The sequence below is a fragment of the Arthrobacter sp. Soil_C_60 genome (assembly GCF_057656375.1).
This window is the reverse complement of the sequence record NZ_JBDGKM010000001.1, coordinates 22,426-48,884: the sequence shown is the minus strand read 5'-3', so window position 1 is coordinate 48,884 and position 26,459 is coordinate 22,426. Positions and strand designations below refer to the sequence as shown.

At 64.4% G+C, this 26,459-nt stretch carries 26 protein-coding genes; 8 read left to right on the top strand and 18 right to left on the bottom strand.

Going from position 1 to position 26,459, the window contains the following annotated elements; all coding sequences use genetic code 11:
• Positions 1 to 122 precede the first annotated feature (122 nt).
• On the top strand, positions 123 to 866 hold the full coding sequence (locus AC3A4M_RS00240) for a hypothetical protein (protein ID WP_498733064.1): 744 nt from the start codon (positions 123 to 125) through the stop codon (positions 864 to 866).
• Positions 867 to 872: 6 nt separating this feature from the next.
• On the opposite strand, the gene AC3A4M_RS00235 is transcribed toward AC3A4M_RS00240, so the two are convergent.
• Together AC3A4M_RS00235 and AC3A4M_RS00230 are read right to left on the bottom strand one after the other, a co-directional pair.
• The gene (locus AC3A4M_RS00235; protein WP_498733062.1) at positions 873 to 1,601 is read right to left on the bottom strand and encodes a redox-sensing transcriptional repressor Rex; all 729 of its coding nucleotides are present in this window, start codon (positions 1,599 to 1,601) and stop codon (positions 873 to 875) included.
• 61 nt (positions 1,602 to 1,662) lie between these two features.
• The gene (locus tag AC3A4M_RS00230; RefSeq protein WP_074701123.1) at positions 1,663 to 1,926 is read right to left on the bottom strand and encodes a glutaredoxin family protein; all 264 of its coding nucleotides are present in this window, start codon (positions 1,924 to 1,926) and stop codon (positions 1,663 to 1,665) included.
• A gap of 108 nt (positions 1,927 to 2,034) precedes the next feature.
• Between AC3A4M_RS00230 and AC3A4M_RS00225 the strand changes: the two genes are divergently transcribed.
• Positions 2,035 to 2,853, top strand: a complete 819-nt coding sequence (locus AC3A4M_RS00225) for an HAD family hydrolase (RefSeq protein ID WP_498733059.1) — start codon at positions 2,035 to 2,037, stop codon at positions 2,851 to 2,853.
• A gap of 114 nt (positions 2,854 to 2,967) precedes the next feature.
• Here the strand turns inward: AC3A4M_RS00225 and AC3A4M_RS00220 are convergent, their stop codons facing one another.
• The 5 genes from AC3A4M_RS00220 to AC3A4M_RS00200 form a co-directional block, all read right to left on the bottom strand.
• Positions 2,968 to 3,066, bottom strand: a complete 99-nt coding sequence (locus AC3A4M_RS00220; RefSeq protein ID WP_003792170.1) for a 30S ribosomal protein bS22 — start codon at positions 3,064 to 3,066, stop codon at positions 2,968 to 2,970.
• A gap of 177 nt (positions 3,067 to 3,243) precedes the next feature.
• The gene (locus tag AC3A4M_RS00215) at positions 3,244 to 3,456 is read right to left on the bottom strand and encodes a helix-turn-helix domain-containing protein (protein ID WP_139004577.1); all 213 of its coding nucleotides are present in this window, start codon (positions 3,454 to 3,456) and stop codon (positions 3,244 to 3,246) included.
• Between the two features lie 148 nt (positions 3,457 to 3,604).
• Positions 3,605 to 4,717 carry a 3-deoxy-7-phosphoheptulonate synthase gene (locus AC3A4M_RS00210; protein ID WP_498733056.1) on the bottom strand — a complete coding sequence of 371 codons (1,113 nt, stop codon included), beginning with the start codon at positions 4,715 to 4,717 and terminating at the stop codon, positions 3,605 to 3,607.
• A gap of 222 nt (positions 4,718 to 4,939) precedes the next feature.
• Positions 4,940 to 5,863: an N-acetylglucosamine kinase gene (locus AC3A4M_RS00205; protein WP_498733054.1), complete on the bottom strand. Its 924-nt coding sequence runs from the start codon at positions 5,861 to 5,863 to the stop codon at positions 4,940 to 4,942.
• An 11-nt stretch (positions 5,864 to 5,874) separates the two neighbouring features.
• Positions 5,875 to 6,579, bottom strand: coding sequence for a FadR/GntR family transcriptional regulator (locus AC3A4M_RS00200; protein WP_498733052.1), 705 nt, complete (start codon positions 6,577 to 6,579; stop codon positions 5,875 to 5,877).
• 86 nt (positions 6,580 to 6,665) lie between these two features.
• Here AC3A4M_RS00200 and AC3A4M_RS00195 point away from each other — a divergent pair, with 86 nt between their 5' ends.
• Positions 6,666 to 7,904: an alpha-hydroxy acid oxidase gene (locus AC3A4M_RS00195; protein WP_498733050.1), complete on the top strand. Its 1,239-nt coding sequence runs from the start codon at positions 6,666 to 6,668 to the stop codon at positions 7,902 to 7,904.
• Between the two features lie 92 nt (positions 7,905 to 7,996).
• On the opposite strand, the gene gdhA is transcribed toward AC3A4M_RS00195, so the two are convergent.
• The 3 genes from gdhA to AC3A4M_RS00180 form a co-directional block, all read right to left on the bottom strand.
• Positions 7,997 to 9,337: an NADP-specific glutamate dehydrogenase gene (gene gdhA, locus AC3A4M_RS00190; protein ID WP_498733048.1), complete on the bottom strand. Its 1,341-nt coding sequence runs from the start codon at positions 9,335 to 9,337 to the stop codon at positions 7,997 to 7,999.
• A gap of 174 nt (positions 9,338 to 9,511) precedes the next feature.
• Complete coding sequence (locus AC3A4M_RS00185) at positions 9,512 to 9,976, bottom strand: ArsR/SmtB family transcription factor (RefSeq protein WP_498733046.1); 465 nt, start codon at positions 9,974 to 9,976, stop codon at positions 9,512 to 9,514.
• Positions 9,977 to 10,056: 80 nt separating this feature from the next.
• Positions 10,057 to 11,205, bottom strand: a complete 1,149-nt coding sequence (locus AC3A4M_RS00180; protein ID WP_498733044.1) for an acetoin utilization protein AcuC — start codon at positions 11,203 to 11,205, stop codon at positions 10,057 to 10,059.
• A 190-nt stretch (positions 11,206 to 11,395) separates the two neighbouring features.
• On the opposite strand from AC3A4M_RS00180, the gene AC3A4M_RS00175 reads away from it, so the two are divergent.
• Entirely contained in the window at positions 11,396 to 12,808 is a 1,413-nt protein-coding gene (locus AC3A4M_RS00175; RefSeq protein ID WP_498733042.1) for a TrkH family potassium uptake protein, read from the top strand.
• 37 nt (positions 12,809 to 12,845) lie between these two features.
• Positions 12,846 to 13,484: a potassium channel family protein gene (locus AC3A4M_RS00170; protein WP_413542043.1), complete on the top strand. Its 639-nt coding sequence runs from the start codon at positions 12,846 to 12,848 to the stop codon at positions 13,482 to 13,484.
• 3 nt (positions 13,485 to 13,487) lie between these two features.
• Here AC3A4M_RS00170 and proC read toward each other — a convergent pair whose 3' ends face one another.
• From proC to AC3A4M_RS00145, 5 genes are all read right to left on the bottom strand, one after another.
• Entirely contained in the window at positions 13,488 to 14,342 is an 855-nt protein-coding gene (gene proC / locus AC3A4M_RS00165; RefSeq protein WP_498733040.1) for a pyrroline-5-carboxylate reductase, read from the bottom strand.
• A 238-nt stretch (positions 14,343 to 14,580) separates the two neighbouring features.
• Complete coding sequence (locus AC3A4M_RS00160) at positions 14,581 to 15,606, bottom strand: Ppx/GppA phosphatase family protein (protein WP_498733038.1); 1,026 nt, start codon at positions 15,604 to 15,606, stop codon at positions 14,581 to 14,583.
• 39 nt (positions 15,607 to 15,645) lie between these two features.
• Positions 15,646 to 18,372, bottom strand: coding sequence for a type I DNA topoisomerase (topA, locus tag AC3A4M_RS00155; RefSeq protein WP_498733036.1), 2,727 nt, complete (start codon positions 18,370 to 18,372; stop codon positions 15,646 to 15,648).
• 141 nt (positions 18,373 to 18,513) lie between these two features.
• On the bottom strand, positions 18,514 to 19,167 hold the full coding sequence (locus tag AC3A4M_RS00150) for an ArsR/SmtB family transcription factor (protein ID WP_498732061.1): 654 nt from the start codon (positions 19,165 to 19,167) through the stop codon (positions 18,514 to 18,516).
• Positions 19,168 to 19,241: 74 nt separating this feature from the next.
• The gene (locus tag AC3A4M_RS00145) at positions 19,242 to 20,768 is read right to left on the bottom strand and encodes a DUF7059 domain-containing protein (RefSeq protein WP_498734062.1); all 1,527 of its coding nucleotides are present in this window, start codon (positions 20,766 to 20,768) and stop codon (positions 19,242 to 19,244) included.
• Between the two features lie 103 nt (positions 20,769 to 20,871).
• Here AC3A4M_RS00145 and AC3A4M_RS00140 point away from each other — a divergent pair, with 103 nt between their 5' ends.
• On the top strand, positions 20,872 to 21,489 hold the full coding sequence (locus tag AC3A4M_RS00140; protein WP_498733033.1) for a GNAT family N-acetyltransferase: 618 nt from the start codon (positions 20,872 to 20,874) through the stop codon (positions 21,487 to 21,489).
• A 69-nt stretch (positions 21,490 to 21,558) separates the two neighbouring features.
• Here AC3A4M_RS00140 and trhO read toward each other — a convergent pair whose 3' ends face one another.
• Complete coding sequence (trhO, locus tag AC3A4M_RS00135) at positions 21,559 to 22,452, bottom strand: oxygen-dependent tRNA uridine(34) hydroxylase TrhO (protein WP_498733031.1); 894 nt, start codon at positions 22,450 to 22,452, stop codon at positions 21,559 to 21,561.
• Positions 22,453 to 22,550: 98 nt separating this feature from the next.
• On the opposite strand from trhO, the gene AC3A4M_RS00130 reads away from it, so the two are divergent.
• Positions 22,551 to 23,225, top strand: a complete 675-nt coding sequence (locus AC3A4M_RS00130) for a GNAT family N-acetyltransferase (protein ID WP_498733029.1) — start codon at positions 22,551 to 22,553, stop codon at positions 23,223 to 23,225.
• A 103-nt stretch (positions 23,226 to 23,328) separates the two neighbouring features.
• The gene (locus AC3A4M_RS00125) at positions 23,329 to 25,671 is read left to right on the top strand and encodes a DEAD/DEAH box helicase (protein WP_498733027.1); all 2,343 of its coding nucleotides are present in this window, start codon (positions 23,329 to 23,331) and stop codon (positions 25,669 to 25,671) included.
• 4 nt (positions 25,672 to 25,675) lie between these two features.
• On the opposite strand, the gene AC3A4M_RS00120 is transcribed toward AC3A4M_RS00125, so the two are convergent.
• The gene (locus AC3A4M_RS00120; protein ID WP_498733025.1) at positions 25,676 to 26,065 is read right to left on the bottom strand and encodes an Rv3654c family TadE-like protein; all 390 of its coding nucleotides are present in this window, start codon (positions 26,063 to 26,065) and stop codon (positions 25,676 to 25,678) included.
• A complete protein-coding gene (locus AC3A4M_RS00115; RefSeq protein ID WP_498733023.1) occupies positions 26,062 to 26,454 on the bottom strand; it encodes a TadE family type IV pilus minor pilin in 393 nt (130 codons plus the stop codon). The genes AC3A4M_RS00120 and AC3A4M_RS00115 overlap by 4 nt, the downstream gene beginning before the upstream one ends.
• Positions 26,455 to 26,459 lie beyond the last annotated feature (5 nt).

Genomic DNA, 26,459 nt, shown 5'->3' with positions numbered 1-26,459 from the left:
AGAGCTAGTCCCTGCCGGTATGTCTGCGCTGTAGGGTTGCAGTAGGAGCTGTCCTGTCCTGGCTTGTCAACGCGGTACCGGCGGCTATCTGCAGTGTCGATCGACAGAAGAAGGATGCGACCATGTCCACTCCCGAAAACAATCCAAATCCGTCCGAGAAACCGGACCAGCAACCGGGACAGTCCGGCGAGAACGGCGACGTCGCACCCCGCTACGGACAGAACTCGCCCTATGGCCAGAACACGCCGCAGTACGGGCAGAACTCCCCCTACGGACAAAACCAGCCGTACGGACAACAGCCCTATGGCCAGAACACCCCGTCTCCGTACGGGTACCAGAATGCACAGCCGGGCCAGTACAGCTACCCGAGCAGCCAGCCCCAAGGCGGTACAGGGAAGCCCGAAGCTCCCAAAGAAGTCATGATCGCCTTCTGGCTGCTCATCGCGGCGGCAGCGCTGACCGCCATCGAGATCATCATTTCTTTGGCAACCATGGACACCGTGCTGGCCCAGCTGGCGGATGACCCGGCTGTCCGGGATGCCGTGGCCCAGACCGGCGGCCAGATCAGCGAACAGGAATTCATCGACATGGCCAGCGGTATGGCCGGCGTGGTCATGGTCGTCGTCGGGCTTATCGGCATCGGGCTCTACCTGATGGTTGCCTTCGGCGTAAAGGCCGGCAAGAACTGGGCCCGGATTACGGGTACGGTATTCGCCGCGCTGTCGCTGCTCGGCATCATTCCGTTTGGACTGCACACCCTGACGATCCTCCTTGGCATCGCCGCAATCGTGCTGCTGTTCATGCCGCCGTCGAGCAACTTCTTCAAGGCAGTGGCGGCACGCAAGTTCGGCATCTACGGCCGCTGACGTTTCCTACTGTGCCTTGCGGGCGCGGGTTTCGGAGTCCAGCTCCGCTTCCTGCGCCCGTTGTGCATGATAGGCCAGGATCTGCAGTTCGGTGGCCATGTCAACCTTCCGCACCTGCACATGCGGCGGTACCTGCAGCACAACGGGGGCGAAACTCAGGATGCTGGTGATTCCGGCAGCGACGAGCTTGTCGCAGAGTTCCTGTGCCACACGGCCCGGAACGGCCAGCACCACCATGTTCGCGCCGGTCCGGTGCAGCACCGTTTCCAAATCGGCCGTGTTGTGGATTTTCAGACCACCGATCTCGGTTCCGATGATCGACGGGTCAGCATCGAAGATGGCCGCAACTTCGAATCCACGCGTGGTGAAACCCGAATAGCCTGCCAGAGCCCTGCCGAGGTTACCGGCGCCGATGATGGCGACGCGCCATTCCTGGGTCAGCCCCAGTCGGGCGGAAATGGTCCGCGTCAGCAGCTGCACGTCATAGCCGACGCCGCGGGTGCCGTAGGAGCCGAGGTAGGACAGATCTTTGCGGAGCATCGGGGACTTCACCCCGGCGGCTTCGGCGAGTTCCTCCGATGAGGCACGCTCCACCCCCTCGGCAAGCAGGGAGTTCAGGGCGCGCAGGTAGATCGTCAGCCGCGCAACAGACGCCGGCGGAATAGTGCGGCCCGAACTTTCGGGATTCCCAGCGGTACCGGGAAGATCCTGCGTGGTCACGATGTGGCTCTCCATTGCTAGCTGTAGTCCCACTTTAGGCGCTGGGCAAAACGGCAACCAATCGGCTCTAGTGGGGTCAGGACGTCAGCAGGCGCCGCAGCCTCTCAGGGTCGATGCGCCAGAAATCTCGCTGCACGCCGTCGATCATGACCACCGGAATCTCCTCGGCGAACCGCCGTTCCAGCTCCGGATCCTCCAGAATGGACTTCTCCTGCCATTCCAGCCCTAGGTCATCGGCAACTGCCGACACAGTTTCCCGGGCCGCTTCACAAAGATGGCAGTCCGGCTTGGTGAGCAGCACCAGTTCATGGCTAGGGCGGGGAGCAGCTGAATCCGTCATAGCTAACAACGTAGCCCTACCGGGTCAGGAGTCAATAACCGGACGCCGCGCTGCCTCCGCCCACAGGGCGGCTCGGCATCGATGCCTTTGCCTCGTTAGACTCGAGACATGCCCTTAGCCGCCGCAGGTCCTGCCCATCGAAAGCCTGATCCCGCCGGCACAGAAACCGGGGCCGCGTTTTTCGACGTCGACAATACTTTGATGCGCGGGGCAAGCCTGTTCCATGTGGGGCGCAAGATGTACCAACGCGGTGCCTTCCGGATGCGCGACGTCGCCGGGTTCGCCATCAAGCAGGGAAAGTTCCTGTGGCGCGGGGAAAACCTGAAGGACATCCAATCCGTCCGCGATACCGCCATGGCGCTCGGCGCCGGGCTGATGGTGACGGATGTAAAGGCCCTGGGCGAGGAAGTCTATGACGAGATCATCGCCTCTAAGATCTGGCCTGGCACCCGCGCCCTCGCGGATCAGCATCTGCGTGCCGGCCGCAAAGTGTGGCTGGTGACTGCCACTCCCCTGACGGTCGCGGAGGTCATCGCGGACCGACTGGGCCTGGATGGGGCTCTGGGTACCGTGGCGGAAATTTCCGAGGGCGCCTACACGGGGGCACTGGTCGGTGAAATCCTGCATGGACCGGCCAAGGCCTATGCTGTCGCCGAACTCGCCAAGCTGGAGGGGCTGGAGCTGGAGAACTGCTGGGCCTACAGCGACTCCTACAATGATGTGCCGCTGCTGTCGCTGGTGGGCAATCCGGTGGCTATCAATCCGGACGCTAGGCTGCGCCGGCATGCCCGGGAACGCAACTGGCCGATTTACGACTTTCGCAGCGGCCGCAAGGCTGCAACCCTGGGCCTCAAAGCCGCCACAGGAGCCGGCGCCGTGTACGGGCTCTGGCGCGGGGTGCACAAGTTCCGCGGCCCACGCGGCTAAGCAGGTCCGCTGCGGCGTTCCCGCCACGGGGCAGTTCGGAGTTCCCGCACGGTTTAACGCAAACGGCCCGCCAGTTGCCTGACGGACCGAGAAGCATGCTGTAAAGCGGAAGCTCTACTTCTTATTGCGACGCTGGTGGCGTGTCTTGCGAAGCAGTTTACGGTGCTTCTTCTTGGCCATACGCTTGCGGCGCTTCTTAATAACTGAACCCACGAGTTCCTCACAAATTCACTTCGATTAACATCCGACTGCCACAGTTTGCCCTTGAGAACAGCAGTGGCCGGCGGATTCTTACGATGACGTAAAACGTTCCTTAACAGGGTACCGCCTAAATCAGGCGACAATTTACCGGCCGTTGGCGCCCGGTCCGTTGCCCAGATCCAAAACCGCCTAAGCGGTATCCGACTGGCCCTCCACAACGGCACCGCGAAGATACTGCTCCACGGCCGATTCCGGCACCCGGTAGGAGCGCCCGAAACGAACAGCAGGCATCTCTCCGGAGTGGATCAACCGGTAAACGGTCATCTTGGAAACACGCATCACTTCAGCCACTTCCGACACCGTCAAGAAGCGGACGTTCGAGAAGTTCTTCTCCTCAGCCATTTCCAAAATCCTTTACTCCGGTTGGGCCCAACGGCATGCCGCCTTGCCCTGCGAGTAATTTGCCGTCTAGCTAGACACTCTAGAGGGCCAAGTGACCAAAGTGAAAGTTGGCCTGTTGATTAAGCGTTACATGATTCGCGCGCCTTTTTCAGCGGGACACCCCGGCGCGCTGAACACTGCTCAAGGCCAGCTGGGCGAGGGTGGTAACCGTCATGTCCCAGTCCATGCATGCGTCCGTCACGCTCTGCCCGTAAACCAGTTCGGCGTCGCCTGCGGCCTGTTCAGCGACATCGAGTTTCTGCGCGCCGGCCACGAGGAAACTTTCCAGCATGATCCCGGCAATGGCGGAGGCGTTGTGGCCCGCCCCTTCCAGTTGGGCCGCCACGTCCAGCGCCACCTCTGCCTGCCGGTGGTGGCTCTTGCCGCTGTTGGCGTGGCTGGCGTCAACGATCAGCCGCGGGTTAAGCCCCGCTTCTGCCAGCAACTCCGAGGCACGGGCAACATTGGCGGCGTCGTAATTTGGTCCTGCATTGCCGCCGCGCAGAATCAGGTGAGTATCGGCGTTCCCCGCGGTCGAAACCATGGCGGCACGGCCGGCTTCGTCGATGCCCAGGAAAGTCTGGGCAGCCGAGGCGGCGGTGCAGGCATCAAGCGCCACCTGGAGCCCGCCGTCGGTCCCGTTCTTGAAACCGATCGGCATGGACAGTCCCGAGGCGAGCTGGCGGTGGATCTGGCTTTCCGTGGTACGCGCACCGATCGCTCCCCAGCTGACCAGATCCGCTAGGTACTGCGGGCTGATCGGCTCGAGGAACTCGGTGGCAACAGGGAGCCCGAGGTCGGCTACGTCGAGCAGGAACCGGCGCGCCGTCCGCAGCCCGCTGGCAACGTCATGCGAGCCGTCGAGGCGCGGGTCGTTGATCAGGCCCTTCCAGCCAACCGTGGTTCGCGGCTTCTCGAAGTACGCACGCATGACGATGAGCAGCTCAGAGCTGTGCTGCTGGGCCACCGCGGCCAGACGCCGGGCGTAGTCGAGCCCGGCCTCCGGATCGTGGATGGAGCATGGGCCGACGATCACCAGCAGCCGGTCATCGACGCCGTCCATGACCGCACGGATCTCGGCGCGGCCGCGTTCGACGACGGCGGACTGTTCGGCAGTTGCCGGCAGCTCTTCGACGACCTCCTGCGGCGTCGGCAGCGCGCTGAAGGAGGTGACCCGCAGATTGCTGGTCTGGATCTTGTCTGCATTCAGTACCGGATTCATGGTTTTCCCGTCCTATGGAGGCGGGAACCGAGCAGAACCCGCCGTGGAAATGGCGAAGGGCAGAGAATGATCTCTGCCCTGTTGGCTCTGAAGGTGTCGGTTGCGCACGCCGCTAGGCAGTCACGTTAGGCCCCTCCAGAGCCAACGGAAAATACGCATACCAACGGGTTGTCATGTCCACGAGCATAAGCCACGGTTTCCGCCCTGCGGCAATTGTGACGATTATGACTGCGGGTAATCCGGAGTTGGCGCGTCAGAACCCGCGCGGCTTACGCGTCCGGCCGGCTCATCGAGCAGGTCCACGCCATAGACCGGTTCCCGGTCCAGCTGGCGCACGTCGTCAATGCCGTACGGGGCAAGGGCGGCGGCAATGCCGGCAGCCAATTGCGGCACGTTCGCCCCTAGGCCGCCACCGAGGATAACGGGCCCGGAGATATCCAGCCGGCCGGCCACCTGCAGGATGAGCCGCCCCAGATCCTTGGCGGCAACAGCCAGCAGTTCCACCGCCACCGGATCCGCGGCGGCCTCGACAACCAACCGCGACCGCTGCGCCCAGTAGCGGCGGCCGGTGGGGCCGTGGAAGTGTGCGATCAGCTCTACCGGGTCCGCCAGCGAGCAGTCGGCCAGCAAGGCACGTGTCAGCGCATCGGGCTCCAGGCCTTGGTCGTGGCGGCGCAGTGCGTGCCGGACCAGTTCCCGACCCAGCCAGTAGCCGCTGCCCTCGTCCCCCAGCAGGTAGCCCCAGCCTCCTGCCCGGGCCTCGCGCCCGGTACCGTCGGTGCCCCAGACCGCCGATCCAGTTCCGGCGATGACCGCAATGCCGCGGCGGGCCCGTCCGGCGGCGAGCACCAGGCGTGAATCGTGTACGGCGCGGATTTCCGCATGCGGGGCAAAAGGCGAGATGAGCGCGGCCAGGGCACCGGCGTCGTTCGCTGTATCGATCCCGCCGGCCCCGGCGATCACCCTGTCCGCATCGCTGCCCAGGGCCGAGAAAACTTCGGCCAGCGCGGTGGACGCTGCTTCAGGGGAAACGTTCTGCACGTTGGCGCTGCCCGCAATGGCTTCGGCCGTGACGGCGCCGTCCTCCAGACGGATGGCATGCGTCTTGGTGCCGCCGATGTCCAGTCCGATCAGAATGTGCGCCATAGCGTTAGAGCTTACTGCCGCCCGGCGGGCCCGGAGTCCATGCCGGCCTCGGCATAATAGCCTTCGATGTGCCTGCGGATGATCCCGGCGGCTTCCTCTGCACGGCCATCGCGCACGGCTGCCAGCACTTGGCGGTGTTCCGCCAGCAGCCGGGCGGACGTGGCGGCCCAGTCGGGCAGGTTGTCGGTCAGGCGGTTGGCGTAGCGCTCGATGGATTCCCGCAGTGATGACATCATCGCGCCGACCAGGACATTACCCGCACTTTCGGCGATGGCGACATGGAACTGCGTATCCAGGCGAAGGAATTCCTCCACGTCAGTCCCGGGCAGCGCCATGGCCTCCACGAGGTCGGCGGCGCGCTCCAGCGCCGGATGAGCCGGGTCCGCATTGGCTGCCGCCCACGTTTCCAGCAGCACCCTGGTCCGGACAATATCCGACACCGGAAGGTTCGCGGCGGCGACGTGCATCCGCAAGGCGGCTCCCATGGCACTGGCCGGGTCGGCCGTGATGAAAGTACCGGCGGCAGGCCCGGAACCGACACCGGAACGCACAATCCCCATTGCTTCGAGTACCCGGATGGCTTCACGCGCCGAGGTCCGCGAAACACCCAGCCGTTCGGCCAGCGCGCGCTCCCCGGGCAGCCGGTCCCCCACCGTCAGCGCGCCGCCGTCCAACTGCGCTTCCATCCAGGCCAGCACCTGTTCGTGGGTTCTCATGCCAACATCATACTTGCCGTGGTCCTACCACATGCATTACGCTGTGGTTGGACCACACAGGTTTCCACCCACGAGGGAGCTAAGCCATGCATGAAGAATTGCCCCCGGCCCTCAAACGCCGGATCCCCAAAGTTGCAGATCTCGCCCCGCTGATGCAGTTCAAGCGGCCTACCTTCGGCACCGCCGCCCGGTTGCAGCGCGCCAACACCATCTGGGAGCTGCGTGCGATGGCCAAGCGGCGCACGCCCACCGCGCCCTTCGACTACACCGACGGCGCCGCAGAAGCCGAGATCACCCTGAACCGGGCGCGGGAGGCCTTCCTGGACCTGGAGTTCCGGCCAGGCATTCTGCGCAACGTCCAGAACGTGGACTTGAGCACCGAAGTGCTGGGCCAGCGGTCGGCGCTACCCGTAGGCATCGCTCCCACCGGCTTTACCCGGATGATGCAGTCCGAGGGCGAGTACGCCGGCTCCCGGGCCGCGGCCGCGGCTGGCATCCCCTACACGCTCTCCACCATGGGCACCGCTTCAATCGAGGATGTCGCCGCTGCCGCACCACACGGCCGCAACTGGTTCCAGCTTTACCTCTGGACAGACCGGGAGAAGTCACTGGCGCTGATCGACCGTGCAGCCAAGGCGGGCATGGATACGTTGATGGTCACGGTGGACACCCCCGTGGGCGGGGCCCGGCTGCGCGACGTCCGCAACGGCATGACGATCCCGCCGGCGCTGACCGCGAAGACCGTGTTGGACGCTTCCTACCGTCCCGCCTGGTGGTTCAATTTCCTGACGCATGAGCCGCTGTCCTTCGCCTCGCTCTCGCGCTACTCGGGGACCGTCTCCGAACTGATCGACTCCATGTTCGACCCCACCTTGAGCTTCGATGACCTGGCCTGGCTGCGCGACACGTGGAAGGGCAAGCTGGTGGTCAAGGGCCTGCAGACGCTGGAAGATACCAGGAAGGTGGTGGATTACGGCGCGGACGGAATCGTGCTCTCCAACCACGGCGGACGCCAGCTGGACCGCGCGCCCATCCCCCTGCACCTGCTCAGCCAGGTGGCGCGGGAGCTGAAAGGCAAGACGTCCATCATGCTGGACACCGGCATCATGAGCGGCGGCGACATCGTGGCAGCGATCGCGCTGGGAGCCGATTTCACCCTCATCGGCCGGGCCTACCTGTACGGGCTGATGGCCGGCGGCCGGATGGGCGTGGACCGCGCCCTGGAGATCCTCTCCGGCGAGATGGCCCGCACCATGCGCCTGCTCGGCGTCAACAAGGTCGAAGACCTGAACCCGGATCATGTGAAACTCCCGGCCGGCCTCTGACCGACCGGCACTCTTCCTGCTTCAAACACTGCTGCAAACAACGACGGCGGGGCTCACCTGGTGAGTCCCGCCGTCGTTCGCTGTAAATTCCCTTAGATGACGCCTAGGGCCAGCATGGCGTCCGCAACACGGCGGAAGCCGCTGATGTTGGCGCCGGCAACGTAGTTGCCGGGCATGCCATATTCGTCGGCCGTCGCGGCACAGCTTTCATGGATGCCCACCATGATGGCACCGAGCCGTTCCTCCGTGTGCTCGAAGCTCCAGGCGTCGCGGCTGGCGTTCTGCTGCATCTCAAGGGCAGAGGTTGCCACGCCGCCGGCGTTGGCCGCCTTGCCCGGGCCGAACAGAATACCGGCTTCCTGGAACAGTGCCGTGGCCTCGGCGGTGCAGGGCATGTTGGCCCCTTCGGCCACCGCCACCAGACCGGAATTGACCAGCTTCGCCGCCGCCTTGTCGTCGAGTTCGTTCTGCGTGGCGCAGGGCAGTGCCACGGAGGCGTCGACATCCCAGACCGAGCCGTCCTCGACGTAGCTGACGGAACCGCCGCGGCGTTCGGCGTACTCGGAGATACGGCCGCGCTCGACTTCCTTGATCTGGCGAAGGAGTTCGACGTCGATGCCGGCCTCATCCACGATGTAGCCGCCGGAGTCGGAGGCGGTGATGGCGGTGGCACCCAGTGCCTGTGCCTTTTCGATGGCGTTGATGGCCACGTTGCCCGAACCGGACACCGAAACCCGCTGTCCGTCGAAGGACATGCCCTTGGTCTTGAGCATTTCCTCGGTGAAAAGCACGGCGCCGTAACCGGTGGCTTCAGGCCGGACCAGGGAGCCGCCCCAGCCGATGCCCTTGCCGGTCAGCACGCCCGACTCATAGCGGTTGGTGATCCGCTTGTACTGGCCGAACAGGTAGCCGATTTCACGCCCGCCCACGCCGATATCACCGGCGGGAACGTCCGTGTACTCGCCGATGTGGCGGTACAGCTCGGTCATGAAGGACTGGCAGAAGCGCATGACTTCGCCGTCGGACTTGCCGCGCGGGTCAAAGTCCGCCCCGCCCTTGCCGCCGCCGATCGGCATTCCGGTCAGGGCATTCTTGAAGATCTGTTCGAAACCCAGGAACTTGACGATGCCGAGGTACACCGACGGGTGGAAACGCAGTCCGCCCTTGTACGGGCCGAGCGCGGAGTTGAACTCCACCCGGAAACCACGGTTGATCTGCACCTGCCCGGAGTCATCAACCCACGGTACGCGGAAAATGATCTGGCGTTCGGGTTCGCAGATGCGCTGAAGTATAGCGGCATCTGCATACTCGGGGTGCTTGGTCGAGAGGGGGACCAGGCTTTCAAAAACCTCGTTGACGGCCTGGTGGAATTCAAGTTCGCCGGGATTGCGGCGAAAGACTTCGTCCCGGATTTCGAGCAGATTCGCATCCATGGGGGTGGGTCCCTTCAATAGCTATCGGAGTGCGGGCAGGTGCATGTACGGAAAAACCTCGTGATTGAAAGACGCAGCTGCGCAACCTTCAAATCGAAACATACCCGGTGGGCAAGATGATAACGGGAACGAAATAACGCCCGCCAGCGGCGTAATGAATCCGGCCCTCCGCCGCTAGCCGCGGCGGCTGCGGCGTAGCTTCGGCAGGTGTGCAAAAAGGTCCGCCGCCTGCTTGGCAGCTTGGTTGGCCGCATGGCCCAGGGACCGGCCCAGCTGGGGCGGTATCTGGTTCTCTCCGTCACCGTCCAGCTCCGCGGCGGATGCCGAAACCAGCGACACTGCAGGCGCCAGCGGTTCCTCCACGGGCAGGTTTACCGACACCAGTCCGAACCCGGCAACCCAGTCCGCGATGTCCTGCAGCGGGTCCGTCTGCAGAGCGTAGAAACGCTTCTGTCCCTGGGCCCTCATCGACACCAACCCGGCCTCGCGCAGCACCTTGAGATGCTTTGAGACGGTAGGCTGGCTGACTTCGAGTTCCTCGACCAGTTCGCCCACGGATTTGTCGCCCTCACGCAGGGAGCCGAGTATTTCGCGGCGAGTCCCCTCTGCGATTACGGCGAAAACATCATCGATGACCATTCCATTACCCTAGCCACATATACCCGGTGCGGCATCCCCTGCCGTACCCGTGGCGGGCAACCGCATGGAAATCGTTATGCTCAGTCAAACCACGGGTCCAGCCCGTGATACGGGAACACTTCCTTGCGGGTTGCCATGACCGTGCGATCAACCGCGTCGTTGGGGTCGTAGCCGACTTCCCAGGAGCGCCACCAGAGTTGGGCGTCGTCGTTCATCAGCAAGGGAGCGGTCTGCCCGTATCGCTCCAGCACGTAGTCCCGCCAGCGTTGCGGTACTTCCGCCCGCAACGGGACAGGCTGGCCCGCGACTATGGCAACCAGATGGCTCCACGAACGCGGCACCACATTAAAAATGTCGTAGCCCCCGCCGCCGGTGGCAATCCAGCGGTCATCAGTCACCTCGCGTGCCAGCCCCGCAATGTCCAGCATCATCTGGCGTTGGGCGTCGACGCTGAGGCGGACGCTGCTGAGGATGTCCCGGGCATGGTTGTCGCAGCCGTGCTGGCTCACGATAACCTCCGGCTTGAAGGCATGTGCCAGTTGCGGGACCACCGCATGGAAGGCCCGCATCCAGGCCGCGTCCCCCGTGCGCGGAGGGACCGCCACGTTCACGGCGCTGCCCAGAGCGTCCGGACCGCCGATCTCATTCGCAAAGCCCGTACCGGGGAACAGCGACATTCCCGTCTCATGGATGGAGACAGTGAGCACCCGCGGGTCGTTCCAGAAAATGTTCTGCGTGCCGTCGCCGTGGTGCGCATCGACGTCGATATACAGGACGCGCTGGACGCCGCCGTCAAGCAGGCGCTGAATGCCCAGTGCGCAATCGTTGTAGATGCAGAAGCCGCTGGCTTTGTCACGCGCGGCATGGTGCATCCCCCCGCCGAAATTAACAGCGTGCACGGCCTTCGAGCTCATCAGGGCTTCCGCCGCCTGCAGTGTTCCGCCGGCCAGCCGGGCACTGGCCTCGTGCATCCCGGCAAAAGCCGGGTCATCCTCCGTGCCCAGCCCCCGGGACTCATCCGGCTCGTCCGGGTTGGCGCTGACGGCATGCACGGCCGCAACATAATCCGCGTCGTGCACGGCCAGCAGTTGATCATCCGTCGCGACCTCGGGGGCGACGACCGAAACGTTGTCCCTGTCGAAGAGGCCGAAGTCTGCCGACAGCCGCGCAGTCAGGTCCAACCGGATCGGCGACATGGGATGTTGCGGCCCAAAATTGTAAGCGAGCATCGACTCATCCCACATGACGTGAGTTGGAACACTGGCCGCTGGGTTCGCTTGCATCAGGGACAGGCTACGCGAAACGATGGCCGGGGTGCATGATTAGCGTCCCCGATGACGGCTGATAGATGATTTACTACTGCAAGGACCAAGTCCCCAAACCCGCCGAGAATCCATCAGCCCGTCAGAAGCGAACCGTATGACAATTAACCAGCCGTTCAGTCGGCCGGATCGGAAGCAAGGGAAGCTCTCCTTCCTGCTGAGCATCCGCGATTTTGTCGACAACGTCGCCAACAGTTCTCCGGCGCGGCTGGCTCTTATTGTCTATGCCGGCGTTATCTTGGTCTTCACGGGCCTGTTGTCACTGCCCGGCGCCGCCGCGGACGGAAACATCACGCCGCTGCACGACGCGTTCTTCACCGCCGTTTCGGCCGTGTGCGTGACCGGCCTGACGGTAGTTTCCACGGCCACCCATTGGACCTTCTTCGGTCAGGCGATCATTCTGCTCGGCATCTTCATCGGCGGGTTGGGCACGCTGACACTGGCGTCCATGCTGGCCCTGATGGTGAGCAAACGGCTGGGCGTCCGGGGCAAGCTGATCGCGCAGCAGGCCATGAATAATGCCGGCCGGCTCGGCGAAGTCGGCACGCTGCTGCGGATCGTCATCACCACCTCGGTGCTCATCGAACTGGCCCTGGCCCTGATGCTCATCCCCCGGTTCATCATTCTGGGCGAATCCTTCGGACAAGCTGTCTGGCATGGCGTTTTCTACTCCATCTCCGCATTCAACAACGCAGGCTTCACCCCGCACTCCGACGGTCTGGTGCCCTATGAAGAAGACCTCTGGATACTCACTCCCCTGATGATCGGGGTATTCCTGGGCAGCTTGGGCTTCCCCGTTGTCATGGTCCTGCTGGAGCGCGGCTGGCGGTTCAGCAGATGGAATCTGCACACCAAGCTCACCGTTCAGGTCACGTCCCTCCTGCTGCTCCTCGGGGCCATAGCCTGGGGCTTCATGGAATGGCAGAACGAGGACACGATCGGCGGCCTCTCCCCAACGGACAAAGGCATCCACGCGGTTTTCGCCTCGGTGATGACGCGCTCCGGCGGCTTCAACCTCGTAGACCAGAACGCCATGGAATCCCCGACCATGCTGCTCACCGATGCCCTCATGTTTGCCGGCGGCGGCTCAGCCTCGACGGCCGGCGGCATCAAGGTGACCACCATCGCCATCGTCTTCCTTGCGATTGCCGCCGAGGCGCGCGGCAACAGAGACGTCAATGCCTATGGCCGTACAATTCCCGAGGGTGCCATGCGTGTTGCGATCTCCGTTATCGTCATGGGAGCTACCTTCGTGGCCGTGGCTTCGGGCATGCTGCTGTCAATGACCGATGAAGATCTGGACCGCATCCTGTTCGAAGTGATTTCGGCTTTCGCGACCTGCGGGTTGAGCACCAATCTCAGCGCCGAGCTTCCACCTGAGGGCAAGTACATCCTCTCGGCCCTGATGTTCGCGGGCCGGGTAGGTACTATCACGCTGGCCTCCGCGCTAGCCTTGCGTGAAAGCCGACAATTGTTCCATTACCCGGAAGAGAGGCCGATCATTGGCTGACAAGTCGAACAGCAACCGCCCGGCGCACAACGCACCGGTGCTGGTGGTGGGCCTGGGCCGCTTCGGCGCGGCCACGGCGGAGCAGCTGGTGAAGCAGGGCCGGGAAGTCCTGGCCATCGAACGCGACCCTGCCCTGGTCCAGAAATGGTCCGGCCAGCTGACCCACATCGTCGAAGCCGACGCCACCAACATCGACGCGCTGCGCCAGCTCGGCGCCCAGGACTTTACGTCCGCCGTCGTCGGTGTGGGTACCTCGATCGAGTCCTCCGTGCTGATCACGGTCAATCTGGTGGATCTGGGTATCGAACACTTGTGGGTCAAGGCCATAACGGCCTCGCACGGCAAGATCCTCACCCGCATCGGCGCCAACCATGTGATCTACCCGGAGGCCGACGCCGGCCGCCGCGCCGCGCACCTGGTTGGCGGACGGATGCTGGACTTCATCGAGTTCGACGACGGTTTCGCGATCGTGAAGATGTACCCGCCGAAGGAAACCCAGGGGTTCACCCTCGGCGAGTCGGGGGTCCGCTCCAAGTACGGCATCACCGTGGTCGGCGTGAAGTCGCCCGGCGAGGATTTCACTTACGCACGGCCCGAGACCAAGGTGTCCAGCCGCGACATGCTGATCGTGTCAGGCCATGTGGACCTGCTCGAACGGTTCGCTGCGCGGCCGTAGTGCTCAGGCGAGTTCTCGGGAGATTTCCGCGGCACGGTCCGCAGCTGCACGCGCACCGGCGGCAATGATGTCCGGCAGCCCAGCCTCGTCGAAGGCGGCGATAGCGCGCTCGGTGGTGCCGTTAGGGCTGGTGACCGACTTGCGCAGCGCCGAAGGGTCTGCCCCGTCCTCGGCCAGCATGGCACCGGCGCCGGCAACCGTATCGCGGGCCAGCACCATGGCAAGCTCCGGATCAAGGCCGAGCTTTACGCCGGCTTGCGCCATGGCTTCGGCAAGATAGAAGGCATAGGCCGGGCCCGAACCGCTGACAGCGGAGACAGCGTCGAGGTTCTCTTCCGGAACTATGACCGTAGTGCCTGCGCCAGAGAACACTGCGGCTGCCGCCGCCAGCTGATCCTCGGTAACGTTGCTGCCGGCCGACAGCCCGACAGCGCCCCGGCCCACCTTGAGCGGTGTGTTGGGCATGGTGCGCACGAGCGGCTGGCCCTCGGGCAGCGCAGCCTCCATGGTGGCGATCGTGACCGCGGCAGCAACGCTGAGGACCACGGTTTGCGGCGACAGCGCGGACGCAATGCTGCGGCACAAGTCGACGATGCCGACAGGCTTAACCCCCAGCACCACCAGCGCGGCATCCTCCACCGCTTTGATGTTGGCCTGCGCGTCCTCGTTTTCGGCCAGCACGGTCAAACCCTCGTAGCGGCTGCGCAGTTCTTCCGCCCGCTCGCTCCGGCGGACCGTGGCCGTCACGTTCCTTGCAGCTGTGCCGGCCGCCAACAGGCCCGCGAGCACCGCTTCGTTCATGGAACCGCATCCGAGAAAGACGATCCGTCCGGTGGTTTCAATAGTCTGCGCAGTCATGCTGCCATTGAATCACGCGGCCGCTGGGCCCGGCATGTTCTGTGTCGGGATCGATTCACAGTCTTTTCCCAGCATCTTAAAGGCGATATCCCAACAAGGAAACCTACCGTGATTAGTACCTCATAAAGGTGCGAGTGATTATGGATCGGGTCTCCTGGTCCGGTGCCGGCAAACCCGCGGACGTCTCCCCCAACCGTCCGCAGGTGGTGCCGGCACCTTCTCTTTAACCAGCAGCTGGCTAAGGTATCGCGCTGTCCAGTCTTTCGACCGCCGGAGCGGGCTCCAGTGCCTTCTGTACGAGGGCGGTCCCCACCGGGCGTACCGGTGCATCGCTGTCGTACAGCAGATGGTCGAAACGCTTGAGGATGAGCCCTTCGCGCAGAGCCCACGGACAGATCACCATGGAGTTGATGTTGAACATCTCCATCGCAGCCTCCGCAACCAGTGCCCCTGCCAGCAACTGCGGGGCGCGCACAAGCGAAACCCCGGGCAAGTTAGCCCGGTCGTTGGCTGGCATTGCGGAAAGCCGCTGGGTCCAGAGGGATAGGTCCTCGCGGCGTAGTTCGCGCCGTATATAGGGTCCGGCCGCGGACGGAGCCGCTCCCGTTATGCGTGCCAGGGACCTGAATGTTTTGGACGTGCCGGCGACGAGATCAGGGAACCCAGCGCCGTCGAACTCTTTAACCGCCGGAGCAAGGGTTTCCCTGATGTAGTGCCTGAGGTCCTTGACGCTGCCGGCGCTGGGCGGATCTGACGGCAGCCAATCGCGGGTCAGCCGTCCCGCGCCCAGCGGAACCGACGCTGCCACGTCCGGTTGTTCATCATGCCCGATGGCCATTTCGAACGAGCCGCCGCCGATATCCAGGTCCAGAATGGTGCCGGCGCCCCAGCCGTACCAGCGCCTGACCGCTACCAGGGTCATCGCCGCTTCCTGCGGGCCGGTCAGTTCCTGCAGTGCGACGTTGGTTTCAGCCTGCACGCGGGCCAGCACGGCGTCGCCGTTGGCAGCCTCGCGGATGGCGGAAGTGCAGAAAGCCAGCATGTCCTCGGCGCTGTGCTGGCCGGCGAATGCCCACGCTTCCCGGATGAACCCGATCAACTCCTGTTGGCCGGCCCCGTTGATGTTCCCGTCGGCGTCCAGATAGGCCACCAGCGACAGCGGCCGCTTGTGCGAGGCAAACGGAACGGGCCGGGCACCCGGATGGGCGTCGACCAATAACAGGTGGACGGTGTTCGAACCGATATCGAGAACGCCTAGACGCATGCTCTTATTATGTCGGCTGAAAGCACGGCGGTTTGTCCCTTACTTCTTGGCTGTGGCCTTGCGCCGGGCGGCTGGCTTTTTGGCCGGACCCTTGGCACGCTTTTCGGCCAGCAGTTCAATGGCCTGTTCGCGGGTCAGCTCCTCGATACTCATTGAACGCGGCACCGTAATATTGGTCGCGCCGTCGGTAATGTACGGACCGAAGCGGCCGTCCTTGACCACGATGTTCTTCTCCGAGACGGGATCCGTGCCGAATTCGGCCAGCGGCGGCGCCGCGGTCCGGCCGCCGCGCTGCTTCGGCTGGGAGTAGATCTCCAGCGCCTGCTCCAGCGTGATGGTGAAGATTTCCTCTTCCGAACCGATGGACCGCGAGTCCGTGCCCTTCTTCAGGTACGGGCCGAAGCGGCCGTTCTGCACCGTGATCTCGTTGCCTTCGGCATCTGCGCCCAGGACCCTGGGCAGGCTCATCAGCTTCAGGGCGTCTTCCAGCGTCACCGTCTCCACAGTCATGGACTTGAAGAGGGAACCGGTGCGCGGCTTGACCTTGACCGGTTTCTTCGGCGGCTTGGGCTTGCCGTTCTTGTAGTACTCCACAGGCTGGTTCGCCAGATCCTCGGCCGTGAGCTCGGGAATGATCTCGGTGACGTAGGCACCGTAGCGGCCCTCTCTGGCCACAATAGTGCGGCCCGTCTCCGGGTCCTGCCCCAGCTCACGCTCGCCGGGGCCCTGGTTCTCCATCAGTTCCACGGCCTTTTCCGCGGTCAGTTCGTCAGGCGCGAGGTCGTCCGGAACATTCGCGCGCTGCGGGTCGGCCAGTTCACCGGTTTCCGGATCGAGCACGGCGGCCCGTTCCAGATAGGGGCCGAACTTGCCCACGCGCAAGGTGATGCCCTCGGCGATATCGATCGAGTTGATCTGCCGCGGGTCGATTTCGCCCAGGTCATTGACGATGGTGTTCAGACCCGTTTCCTTGCGGTCCCCGTAGTAGAACCCGTCGAGCCAGTCCACCCGCTTCGCCTCGCCGCGGGCAATGCGGTCCAGGTCCTCTTCGAGCGCGGCCGTGAAGTCATAGTCCACGTAGTCGCGGAAGTGCTCTTCCAGCAGGCGGACCACGGAGAACGCGATCCAACTGGGCACCAGGGCGGAGCCGCGGGTGCTGACGTAGCCGCGGTCCATGATGGTGGAAATGGTTGCCGCGTAGGTGGACGGCCGGCCGATGCCGCGCTCTTCCAGCGTCTTGATCAGCGAGGCTTCGGTGTAGCGCGGCGGGGCGGAGGTTTCGTGTCCGACGGCGGCAACGTCCTGGGCCTTCAGCGCATCCTTTTCGGCGAGCTGCGGCAGGCGGCCGGTGGCGGCGTCGTCGTCCTCGTCGCGGGCTGCGTCCTTGCCTTCCTCATAGGCGGCCATGAAGCCAGGGAAGGTGATGACGGTACCGGATGCGGAGAAGACCGCGTCCCGGCCGTCCGGAGCAACGGCGCCCAGACGAACGGTGGAGGTGGAGCCCTTTGCGTCCGCCATCTGGGAGGCAACGGTGCGCTTCCAGATCAGTTCGTAGAGCTTGTATTCATCGCTGTTGAGCTGGCTGCGGACCTGGCCCGGGGTGCGGAAGGAATCCCCGGCAGGACGGATCGCCTCGTGGGCTTCCTGCGCATTCTTGTCCTTGCCCTTGTACACGCGGCGGGCATCCGGCACGTACTCCGGGCCATACAGTTCCGAGGCCTGGCGGCGGGCAGCGTTGACAGCCTGGTCACTCAGGGCCGGCGAGTCGGTACGCATATAGGTGATGTAGCCGTTTTCGTACAGCCGCTGGGCCACCTGCATGGTGATCCGGGCCGAGAAACGCAGCTTGCGGGCGGATTCCTGCTGCAGCGTCGAGGTGGTGAACGGCGCGGCCGGGCGGCGGGTGTACGGCTTGTTCTCCACTGAACGGACGGCGAACTCCGCGGTGCGCAGTCCGTCGGCGAGAGACGAAGCAGCCACCTCGTCCAGGTGCACAGCGGACTTGGCGGTGAGCACGCCGGTGTCATTGAAGTCTTTGCCGGTGGCCACGCGGGAGCCGTCAAGCGAAACGAGCTTGGCCTTGAATGCGCCGCCCTTGGCGGTATCCTCGGGCTCGACCGTGGCCAGCAGATCCCAGTAGGAGGCGGAGCGGAAGGCCATGCGCTCGCGTTCGCGCTCGACTACCAGGCGGGTGGCCACGGACTGCACGCGCCCGGCGGAGAGCCCGGCCTTGACCTTGCGCCACAACACCGGGGACAGTTCGTAGCCGAAGAGCCGGTCCACTATGCGGCGCGTTTCCTGCGCGTCCACCAGGTCGGTGTCCACATCCCGCATTTCCTGCAGCGCGCGCTGGATGGCTTCGCGGGTAATTTCGGGGAAGGTCAGCCGGTGGACCGGGACCTTGGGCTTTAGCACCTCAAGCAGGTGCCACGCGATGGCCTCGCCCTCGCGGTCACCGTCAGTTGCGAGATAGAGCTCGTCGGCGTCTTTGAGCAGGCTCTTGAGCTCGGCGACTTTCTTCTTCTTGTCCGCAGACACCACGTAGTAAGGCTCGAAGTTCTTCTCAACATCGACGGCGAACTTGCCCACCGAAGTCTTCTTCAGCTCGGCCGGCAGGTCCGACGGCTGCGGCAGGTCCCGGATGTGGCCCATTGAGGCCGTGACCTCAAAACCCTCGCCGAGATAGCCGGCAATAGTCTTGCCCTTGGCAGGAGACTCGACAATGACGAGTTTCATACCGGTTTTTTCGCGGGCCTTGGGTGGCACGATTCTCCTACGTCAATTGCTGTGGCGGTGCGGCAGATGCATCCTGTCCCCGAAGTATCCGGGACAGCTGCCAGCTCTAGGTTAGCCCCAAGAATGGCACAACGAAGAAAATCAGTTGCAGGCACGGGGCCAGCGGGCGCTCTATGCGTCGTCGATATCCCCGGGCAGGAACGAGAATACGTAGTACAGCTTTTGGGCGTCTTCGCCCCGGTTTTCGGGATTTGTGGTGGGGCTGAACTCGAGCAGAATCTCGCCGATCCGGCGGCCCAGATCCGCGCGCTGCTCCTCGGTCAGATAAAAACGGCCCGTGCTCAACGCGGCGAGGTGGCCCTCCTGTCGCCAGGTGTCCGGGTTCGGCGCCTGCTTGTCCCGCTTGACGTATTTGGAGAGGCGCTGGCGCAGGTCATTGAGCTCAACATCGACGACGCCGAGGGTTGCCGCCCGGCTGTCCGCCACCGAGGTGACATCCAATCGTCCCGCGGCTGCCTGCCAGTGCCGCTCGCGGCCGTCGCCCTGGTTGGCGCTGCGCTTGACGAAGCCCCACTTTTCCAAGGCCCGTAAGTGGTAGCTCATGGCACTCGGCGTGAGCCCGTGCCGCTGCGCCAGCTCCGTCGCCGTGGCCGGCTGCTGCGTATCGAAGAGTTCCTCGATGACTTTCAGGCGCACCGCATGGGCAAGCGCCCGGATGGCCCTCGCATCTGAAATGTTGACCCGGTCCCCCGAGCCCGCCTGCGCCCCTGCTCCGGAAATTTCGCCGGGCGCTGGGTCGGTAAATGGCGCTGCACCTTTGGTCATGGAAGGTAAGTCTAATGCCCTTCAGAGCGCGGCAGTGAGCCGGTTCACTTGCGAAACGGCAACGATTAAGGCACCTATCCCCCGGCAGGAACGAGGAAGCCGTCCGCCACGAGGTTGCGCACGTCGGAGGTCAGCTGCTCGGCGAATTCCGCGTCCGGCCTCTCCAGCAGGGCTGCGAGCGCAGCCACCAGCTGGCCGACGGTCAGTTCGCCGTCGCTGGCAGAGACGAAGCCCGCCAGCTCGGAACTCATCAGATTGGTGCGGCGGAAGCCGGCTCCCTGGCGCAGCAGGATCACCCCCGGGTGCTCTGCCCCCGGGCGCTGATGGCGTTCCTCCGTGACATCATCGGCCGGCTGCAGCCGCTGGTCCGCGAAGTCCCCCGCGTGCGCCTCGAGCCAATCGTGACGCTGGACGGCGGCGGCCAGGTGCGGACCGATGGGCTGCTCGATCGCGTAGCCGATTTCCTCGAACCGGCGCAGCCGGGCGGCGCTTTCGCTGCGCCGCAGCCAGATCATGCCGAACCCCACGCTCTCCACATCGCGGGAAGCGAAGTCCTCCAGATACGCTGCATAGGAACGCCCGTAGAGACCCGGATCCCGGTTTTCCGAAGCGTCCCGCAACCAGGTCTGTGCGTACGACGACGGCGTCAGCTGTTCGCGCTGGATCACCCAGGCCTCGGTTTTCGGATCGAGCCAAACTTCGAGCCGGTCATGCCAGGAACCTGCACCGCGGGGAATCTCCCAGTTTCCCAGCAGCTGCGCCACCCCGCCTGTCTCCAGCGCCGAGGGCAGCCGGCGGACCAGCGTGGAGACAATATCGTCGCCGGGCAGTCCGCCGTCGCGGTAGGTGAACTGCTCCTCGTCGGCCGTCTCCTCGGTCCGCGGTGTGATGACGAACGGCGGATTACTGACCACCAGCCCGAACTGCTCGCCGGCCACCGGGTCGAGCAAGCTGCCCAGCCGGAGGCTGACCCGCGCGGCCAGGTTCCGCGGATCCAGATCCAGTGCGCCAGCGTTGAGCAGCAGGTTGAACCGGGTGAAGGCCAATGCGCGTTCCGAAATATCCGTGGCCGTGACATGCCGCGCATGGCCCAGCAGGTGAAAGAGCTGGATGCCGCAGCCTGTACCCAGGTCCAATGCACGTTCCACCGGAGCGCGGACGGTCAGTTGCGCCAGCGTCAGAGAGGCCTGCCCGATCCCGAGCACGTGGTCGCGCCGCAGCACCCCGGGCGCCTGGTGCGCGCCCAGATCGCTCGCCACCCACAGCTGCGTTTCGTCGAACGCATACGGCCGGAGGTCAACGGCGGGACGGAAGCGTCCGCCGTCGTTATTGATCAGCCCCAGCGCCAGCAGCCCTTCCGGCGCAACGGCGGGAAAGGCAGATGCCAGCTGGTCCCGGTCCAGTGTGCCGCCCAGCAGCCACAAACGTACGACGGCGGCCAACGGCTTGGGCCCGGCAGCGGCAAGTTCGCGATCGGTTACCAGCTGGGCCGGAATCAGCTGGTCCCGGTCCAAGGCCTCGTAGGCTTCGGCGCCCAGCAATTGCTGGACCCCGTCCACCGTGTAATCCAGCGCCGTCAGGTCCTTAGCCAGGGCAGCCATCAGCTGCAGGTCCGTACTCTGCGGGGCGTGGGGAACGTTGCCGCTATTGAACTCAGTCACGCCTCAAAGTCTAGGCGCGGGGCAGGAATGGTTAAATGGCGGCATGCTTGTTACCACCACCCATCTGGAACAGACCGCGCCCGAGCAGCTGGTTCCGGGATCGCGCCCGCTGCCGCCGGGTAGCCGGATCGAGCAGGTCCGCCGCATTAGTCCTGAGTTCAGCAAGTTCCTCTACCGGTCTGTCGGCAGCGGCTGGAACTGGTCGGATCGCCTGGCGCTGACGCGCGCCCAGTGGGATGAAGTACTGCGCACTCCGGGTTCCGAGACCTGGGTGCTGTGGGTGGAAGGCTCGCCGGCCGGCTACGTGGAACTGATGGGGCGTCCGGGCGCGGCGGGCACCGAAGTTGAGATCGTGTACTTCGGGCTCTTCCCGGAGTTCATCGGCGAAGGGTTCGGCGGCGCGCTGCTGACGGAAGGGATCCAGCAGGCGTGGCAACTGGATACCCGGTGGGAGCGCTTTGCGCCCGTCAACAGGGTATGGGTCCACACCTGCTCGCTGGACGGGCCGTCGGCACTGGACAACTACCAGGCGCGCGGCCTGCAGATCTTCAAGAACGAAGAAGAGGTCATCGAGCCGCTGGACGCCTCAGGCGGGCTGTGGCCCGAGGCCGGACCAATGGAATCCACCGGTTCCGCCCGCGAGCTACCGGTGGAGGCCTAGCAGCCGGCGCGCAAACCGGTCCTGTCTGCAGCGCCGGAGCTGAACCCGGCGCTGTACCCGCTTGCCCTCTTAAGCGGCGCAGCCGTCCGGGCAGCGGAGCTTCTCGGGGTTCGACGCGCACTCGGTGCAATACAGGGTGAGGTTGCGGCAGCTCGGATTCGAGCAGTTCTCGAACTTGTTCGTCGCCCCCTGACAGCGGACACATTCACCGATGGTCTTCGCTTCGGGAGTGAACTCCATATGCATACGCTTGTCGAAGACATAGAGCGAGCCTTCCCACAGCCCGGCGTCCCCGAACGTCTCGCCGTAGCGGACGATGCCGCCCTTCATTTGGTAAACCTCTTGGAAACCGCGGTTAACCATGAGCGAGGACAGCACTTCGCACCTGATTCCGCCGGTGCAGTACGTCACCACGGGCTTGTCCTTGAGATCGTCGTACTTGCCGGACTCCAGCTCTTTGATGAAGTCGTGGGTGGTGGCCACATCCGGGACTATGGCGTCCTTGAACTTGCCGATCTGAGCCTCGAACGCGTTGCGGCCGTCAAAGAAGACCACATCCTCGCCAGCCTGCTTCTTGGTCTCGACCAGTTCGTGCAGTTCTTCCGGCCTCAGGTGCATCCCGCCGCCGACCACACCGTTCTCGTCGACCTTGAGCTCTCCTGGTGCGCCGAAGGACACGATTTCGTCACGGACCTTTACGCTGAGCCTCGGGAAGTCCTCGGCACCGCCTTCCGACCATTTAATGTCCATCTTCTTGAACGCCGGATACTCGCGGGTGGCCTTCACATACTGTTTGACCGCACCGATTTCCCCGCCGACGGTGCCGTTGATGCCGTCCGCGGAGATCAGGATCCTGCCCCGCAGTCCCAGTTTTTCGCAGAGGGCACGCTGCCACAGCCGTACCGCTTCAGGGTCCGGCAAGGGGGTGAACGCGTAATAAAGCACAATTCGGTTTACAGCCACGTATTTAAGGGTAAGCGCAGATGGCAAACCGGTTATTGTGACCTTGTTGTCATCTACTTCGGATGCCGCCCACGCTGTTGGTTCGGTACTGTCTACCTATGGGCCTCGATTTCACCGCAGACGTACCTGATAACTTGCTCCCGGCGTGGGTTGCCGGATGGTCAGCCTGCCGCGGCTATTCCCCGGCTCGCGAAGCCGGGCATCCGGCCATCGTGCTCGCCGACAAGACCGGCGACTGGGAGTTCTTTGCCTATGAGCCCGGTGACGAGGAGTTCGCGGATCTCGCCAAGAACACGCTGGAATCGCCCAAGCGCATGCTCACCGTGCTGACCCGTGATCCGCAGCGCTACCATATGCTGGCGCCGCAGCACGGGCTGAGGGTCCATCACAGCGACCAGTCAATGATGGTCACCGACATGTCCGAACAGGACGCCGAGGATCCCTGGTACCGGGACACCGATTTCAAGACCGTCATCGATCGCGACGGCAACGTGCACCGCGCCCGCGTCATGTACGGCGAGGAGGAAGCAGCCCATGGCGTGATGGCTGTGGTGGATGGCGTCGCGGTCTTCGACCACATCGAGACCCATGACAACTTCCGCCGCCGAGGCCTCGCCACGCACATCATGCGCGCACTGGCAGCTTCAGCGTTCGAGCACCTTGTGGAAACAGGCCTGCTGATCGCCTCGCATGACGGCCGCATGCTGTACCAGCATCTGGGCTGGGACACGGTGTGCGACGTTCTGATCCTCAAGCCCTCGGACGCCGCTTAGCCGCACCATGGCAGGCGTGCCCCGCCATCCTTACTGCTGTCTGCTGCTGCTGCTCAGGTAGGCAGCGGCGCCGTCTGCTTCCGGCAGGTGACACAATGTTCGGGTGGCACTGCATGATTCCCTGATTCCCCTGCTCGGCTCCGGTCCGGATCCCGAACAGCTCATGCACGTCCGCGAACTGCCTGCACGGGATGCCATCCACGAACCCTGGCCCGATTGGGCGCACCCGGATGTCGTCGATGCCTACGCCACCTTGGGCATGCATCAGCCGTGGCGGCACCAGGTCCTCGCCGCCGAATCGGCCCACGCAGGCCGCCACACGATCATTGCCACGGGTACCGCGTCCGGGAAGTCGCTGGCTTACCAGCTCCCGGCACTGGACTCGATCCACCGGACATCGCTGGAGGACCAGGCCAGGCTGGAACCCACTGGATCCGTCGCGTTGTATCTGGCTCCGACCAAAGCGCTCGCCGCCGACCAGTTGTCCGCCATCAAATCCCTTAAGCTGCCGACGGTGCGGGCCGAAACGTACGACGGCGACACGGACCCCGGTGCCCGCCGCTGGATCCGCGATCACGCCAATTTTGTCCTGGCGAATCCGGACATGCTCCACTTTGGCATTCTGCCGAACCACACCTGGTGGGCCCGGTTTTTCCGCCGGCTCAAGTACGTCATCATCGATGAAGCCCACAGTTACCGGGGCGTTTTCGGTTCCCATGTCGCCAACTTGATGCGCCGGTTGCGTCGGATCTGCGCCAGCTATGGCGCGGACCCTGTCTTCATCGGTGCCTCCGCGACGTCGTCTGATCCGGCCTCTTCCTTTGGCCGGCTGATTGGTGCCGAAGTCAACGCTGTGACGACGGATTGCTCGCCCCACGGCGCCACCACCGTAGCGTTCTGGGAGCCCCAACTGACGGAGCTCAAGGGCGAAAACGGCGCCCGAGAACGTCGGACCGTAGTAGCCGAAACCGCCGATCTGCTGGCCAATCTTGTCTCCGCACGCGTCCGGACCATCGCCTTCATCAAGTCACGTCGCGGGGCGGAAACCATCTCCAGCATTACCAAAAGGCTCTTGGAAGAGGTCCATCCGTCGCTGCCCGGACGGATCGCTGCCTACCGCTCCGGCTATCTGCCCGAGGAACGCCGGGAACTTGAAAACAAGCTCCGGTCCGGTCAGTTGCTTGGCGTTTCTAGTACTTCCGCGCTGGAACTAGGTATCGATATTTCCGGGCTGGATGCGGTACTGGTCGCAGGCTGGCCTGGCACCCGGGCCTCGCTGTTCCAACAGATCGGACGGGCAGGCAGGGCCGGGCAGGATGCAGTGGCAGCGTTCGTGGCCAGTGACGATCCACTCGACACTTACCTCGTGCACCATCCCGAAGCGGTTTTCGACGTCTCCGTCGAAGCCACTGTGTTCGACCCGTCAAACCCTTATGTCCTCGGTCCGCATCTCTGTTCGGCGGCCCAGGAGCTGCCGTTGACTCCGGCAGAGCTGGGGCTCTTCGGTCCCACAGCCGAATCCCTGTTGGATAGCCTCACGGCGGACGGTTATCTACGGCGTCGTCCTGCAGGCTGGTATTGGACACACGCCGAAAGCGCAGCGTCCCTGGTTAATCTCCGAGGCGACGGCGGTGGTCCCATCAACATTGTCGAATCGGAATCGGGCATGCTGCTGGGCACCATGGACTCGCCGCAGTCCCATTACCAGGCCCACACCGGAGCCATTTACGTCCACCAAGGCACCACCTACATCGTGGACGAGCTCAATGAGCAGGACCATTGCGCCATGGTCACCCGGTCCAATCCCGACTACTACACGCAGGCCCGGGACATCACCCAGATCGAGGTTCTGGAAGAACTGCGCGGTGCAGACTGGGGCAGGGTCCGTGCTTCCTTCGGTGAAGTCAAAGTCACGACGAAGGTGATCTCCTTCCAGCGCAAGGCCTTCATCTCCAACGAGATCTTGGGTGAAGAACCACTCGAATTGGGTGCGCGGGAACTGTTTACCAAGGCAGTTTGGTTCACCATCGACGAGGCCGATCTTGCGGCGGCCGGTCTGGTTACGGCTAGGATTCCCGGAGCGCTGCATGCCGCCGAACATGCTGGGATCGGGCTGTTGCCGCTGGTGGCGTCGAGCGACCGGTGGGACATCGGCGGAGTCTCCACGGCCCTGCATGCCGACACCGGGAAACCGACCATCTTCGTCTATGACGGCCATCCGGGCGGAGCCGGTTTCGCTGAACGGGGTTACGATGCTGCCCGGACCTGGCTTACCGCCACCCGAGACGCCATCCGGGCCTGCGAATGCGAGTCCGGCTGCCCGTCCTGTGTGCAGTCACCCAAGTGCGGCAACAAGAACAACCCCTTGGACAAGTCCGGTGCCGTAATGCTGATCGACGCGCTGCTCGCCGCGGCCGACATGCCCGCGGCGGAAGCAGCACGCTGACCGATCAGGGCGGCGGACCAGCCCTGGCCCGCCCTTCAGCCTCCTTCCATGGCGCATGCACCATACCGAACAGCTGCGGTAACGGGACGGCGACGTCGATGTCGACTACGGCTCCCGCCGCTCCGTGCCGGCGGCAACTTTCCAGCTCGGCTCCATGCTCGCGGGCAACTTCACCCGCCAAACCGCACGGGTCCCCGGCCAGCAGCCCACGGGCGGCATCGGCGGATGCCAGGGCTGCGAGGTCCGCAGCCTTGGACGCGCGCGCGACAGCGGTACTGGCTTGCATTCCCGCAGCCAAGGCCGCCGCCAGAAAGCACATCAACAGGGCCGCTGCCGCCGCCATCACGGTGCCGGAACCGCGTTCGCGCAGCGGGGCGACGGCGTCTCGTGTCATTCCCCCGCTCCCGAGATCGTCGCCGAAGAAACCGCGTGCTGCTCGGCCGGGGCAGTCGCTTCGGCCGCCAAGGTCCAGCCGCCGACGTCGGCCCAGGGAACGGGTACCGCCGCAGTAGCCCTCACGGTGATCCAGCCTCCGGCGTTTCCGCTTGCCAACGTGGCCCCGCTGCCCGCAATCCTGCGGACGGCGGAGGCCGCCACTGCTGCCGTTTCGCCCCGGGCTAACTGCCGGGCGGCTGTCTGTGCTGCCTTCTCCAACTGCAATTGTGTTGACCCGGCGGCGGCCCCGGCCAGCAGCATGGCCAGCACCGCCACGATTGCCGGCATCACGATGGCTGTCTCGGCGGTGACCGACCCGCGGTCACCGTTCTGCCGGCGGGATGCCATGGCCT

What these genes read in the sequence shown, in the direction of transcription:
- AC3A4M_RS00235 (WP_498733062.1), bottom strand. Translation starts at nt 1,601, where the DNA reads ATGGAGAGCCACATCGTGACCACGCAGGATCTTCCCGGTACCGCTGGG.
- AC3A4M_RS00225 (WP_498733059.1), top strand. Translation starts at nt 2,035, where the DNA reads ATGCCCTTAGCCGCCGCAGGTCCTGCCCATCGAAAGCCTGATCCCGCC.
- proC (WP_498733040.1), bottom strand. Translation starts at nt 14,342, where the DNA reads ATGACTGCGCAGACTATTGAAACCACCGGACGGATCGTCTTTCTCGGA.
- AC3A4M_RS00115 (WP_498733023.1), bottom strand. Translation starts at nt 26,454, where the DNA reads ATGGCATCCCGCCGGCAGAACGGTGACCGCGGGTCGGTCACCGCCGAG.
- AC3A4M_RS00205 (WP_498733054.1), bottom strand. Translation starts at nt 5,863, where the DNA reads ATGGCGCACATTCTGATCGGACTGGACATCGGCGGCACCAAGACGCAT.
- AC3A4M_RS00185 (WP_498733046.1), bottom strand. Translation starts at nt 9,976, where the DNA reads ATGGTCATCGATGATGTTTTCGCCGTAATCGCAGAGGGGACTCGCCGC.
- AC3A4M_RS00180 (WP_498733044.1), bottom strand. Translation starts at nt 11,205, where the DNA reads ATGCTCGCTTACAATTTTGGGCCGCAACATCCCATGTCGCCGATCCGG.
- AC3A4M_RS00175 (WP_498733042.1), top strand. Translation starts at nt 11,396, where the DNA reads ATGACAATTAACCAGCCGTTCAGTCGGCCGGATCGGAAGCAAGGGAAG.
- AC3A4M_RS00145 (WP_498734062.1), bottom strand. Translation starts at nt 20,768, where the DNA reads ATGGCTGCCCTGGCTAAGGACCTGACGGCGCTGGATTACACGGTGGAC.
- AC3A4M_RS00210 (WP_498733056.1), bottom strand. Translation starts at nt 4,717, where the DNA reads ATGAATCCGGTACTGAATGCAGACAAGATCCAGACCAGCAATCTGCGG.
- AC3A4M_RS00240 (WP_498733064.1), top strand. Translation starts at nt 123, where the DNA reads ATGTCCACTCCCGAAAACAATCCAAATCCGTCCGAGAAACCGGACCAG.
- AC3A4M_RS00150 (WP_498732061.1), bottom strand. Translation starts at nt 19,167, where the DNA reads ATGACCAAAGGTGCAGCGCCATTTACCGACCCAGCGCCCGGCGAAATT.
- gdhA (WP_498733048.1), bottom strand. Translation starts at nt 9,337, where the DNA reads ATGGATGCGAATCTGCTCGAAATCCGGGACGAAGTCTTTCGCCGCAAT.
- AC3A4M_RS00200 (WP_498733052.1), bottom strand. Translation starts at nt 6,579, where the DNA reads ATGAGAACCCACGAACAGGTGCTGGCCTGGATGGAAGCGCAGTTGGAC.
- AC3A4M_RS00195 (WP_498733050.1), top strand. Translation starts at nt 6,666, where the DNA reads ATGCATGAAGAATTGCCCCCGGCCCTCAAACGCCGGATCCCCAAAGTT.
- AC3A4M_RS00130 (WP_498733029.1), top strand. Translation starts at nt 22,551, where the DNA reads ATGGGCCTCGATTTCACCGCAGACGTACCTGATAACTTGCTCCCGGCG.
- AC3A4M_RS00140 (WP_498733033.1), top strand. Translation starts at nt 20,872, where the DNA reads ATGCTTGTTACCACCACCCATCTGGAACAGACCGCGCCCGAGCAGCTG.
- AC3A4M_RS00230 (WP_074701123.1), bottom strand. Translation starts at nt 1,926, where the DNA reads ATGACGGATTCAGCTGCTCCCCGCCCTAGCCATGAACTGGTGCTGCTC.
- AC3A4M_RS00215 (WP_139004577.1), bottom strand. Translation starts at nt 3,456, where the DNA reads ATGGCTGAGGAGAAGAACTTCTCGAACGTCCGCTTCTTGACGGTGTCG.
- AC3A4M_RS00120 (WP_498733025.1), bottom strand. Translation starts at nt 26,065, where the DNA reads ATGACACGAGACGCCGTCGCCCCGCTGCGCGAACGCGGTTCCGGCACC.
- AC3A4M_RS00160 (WP_498733038.1), bottom strand. Translation starts at nt 15,606, where the DNA reads ATGCGTCTAGGCGTTCTCGATATCGGTTCGAACACCGTCCACCTGTTA.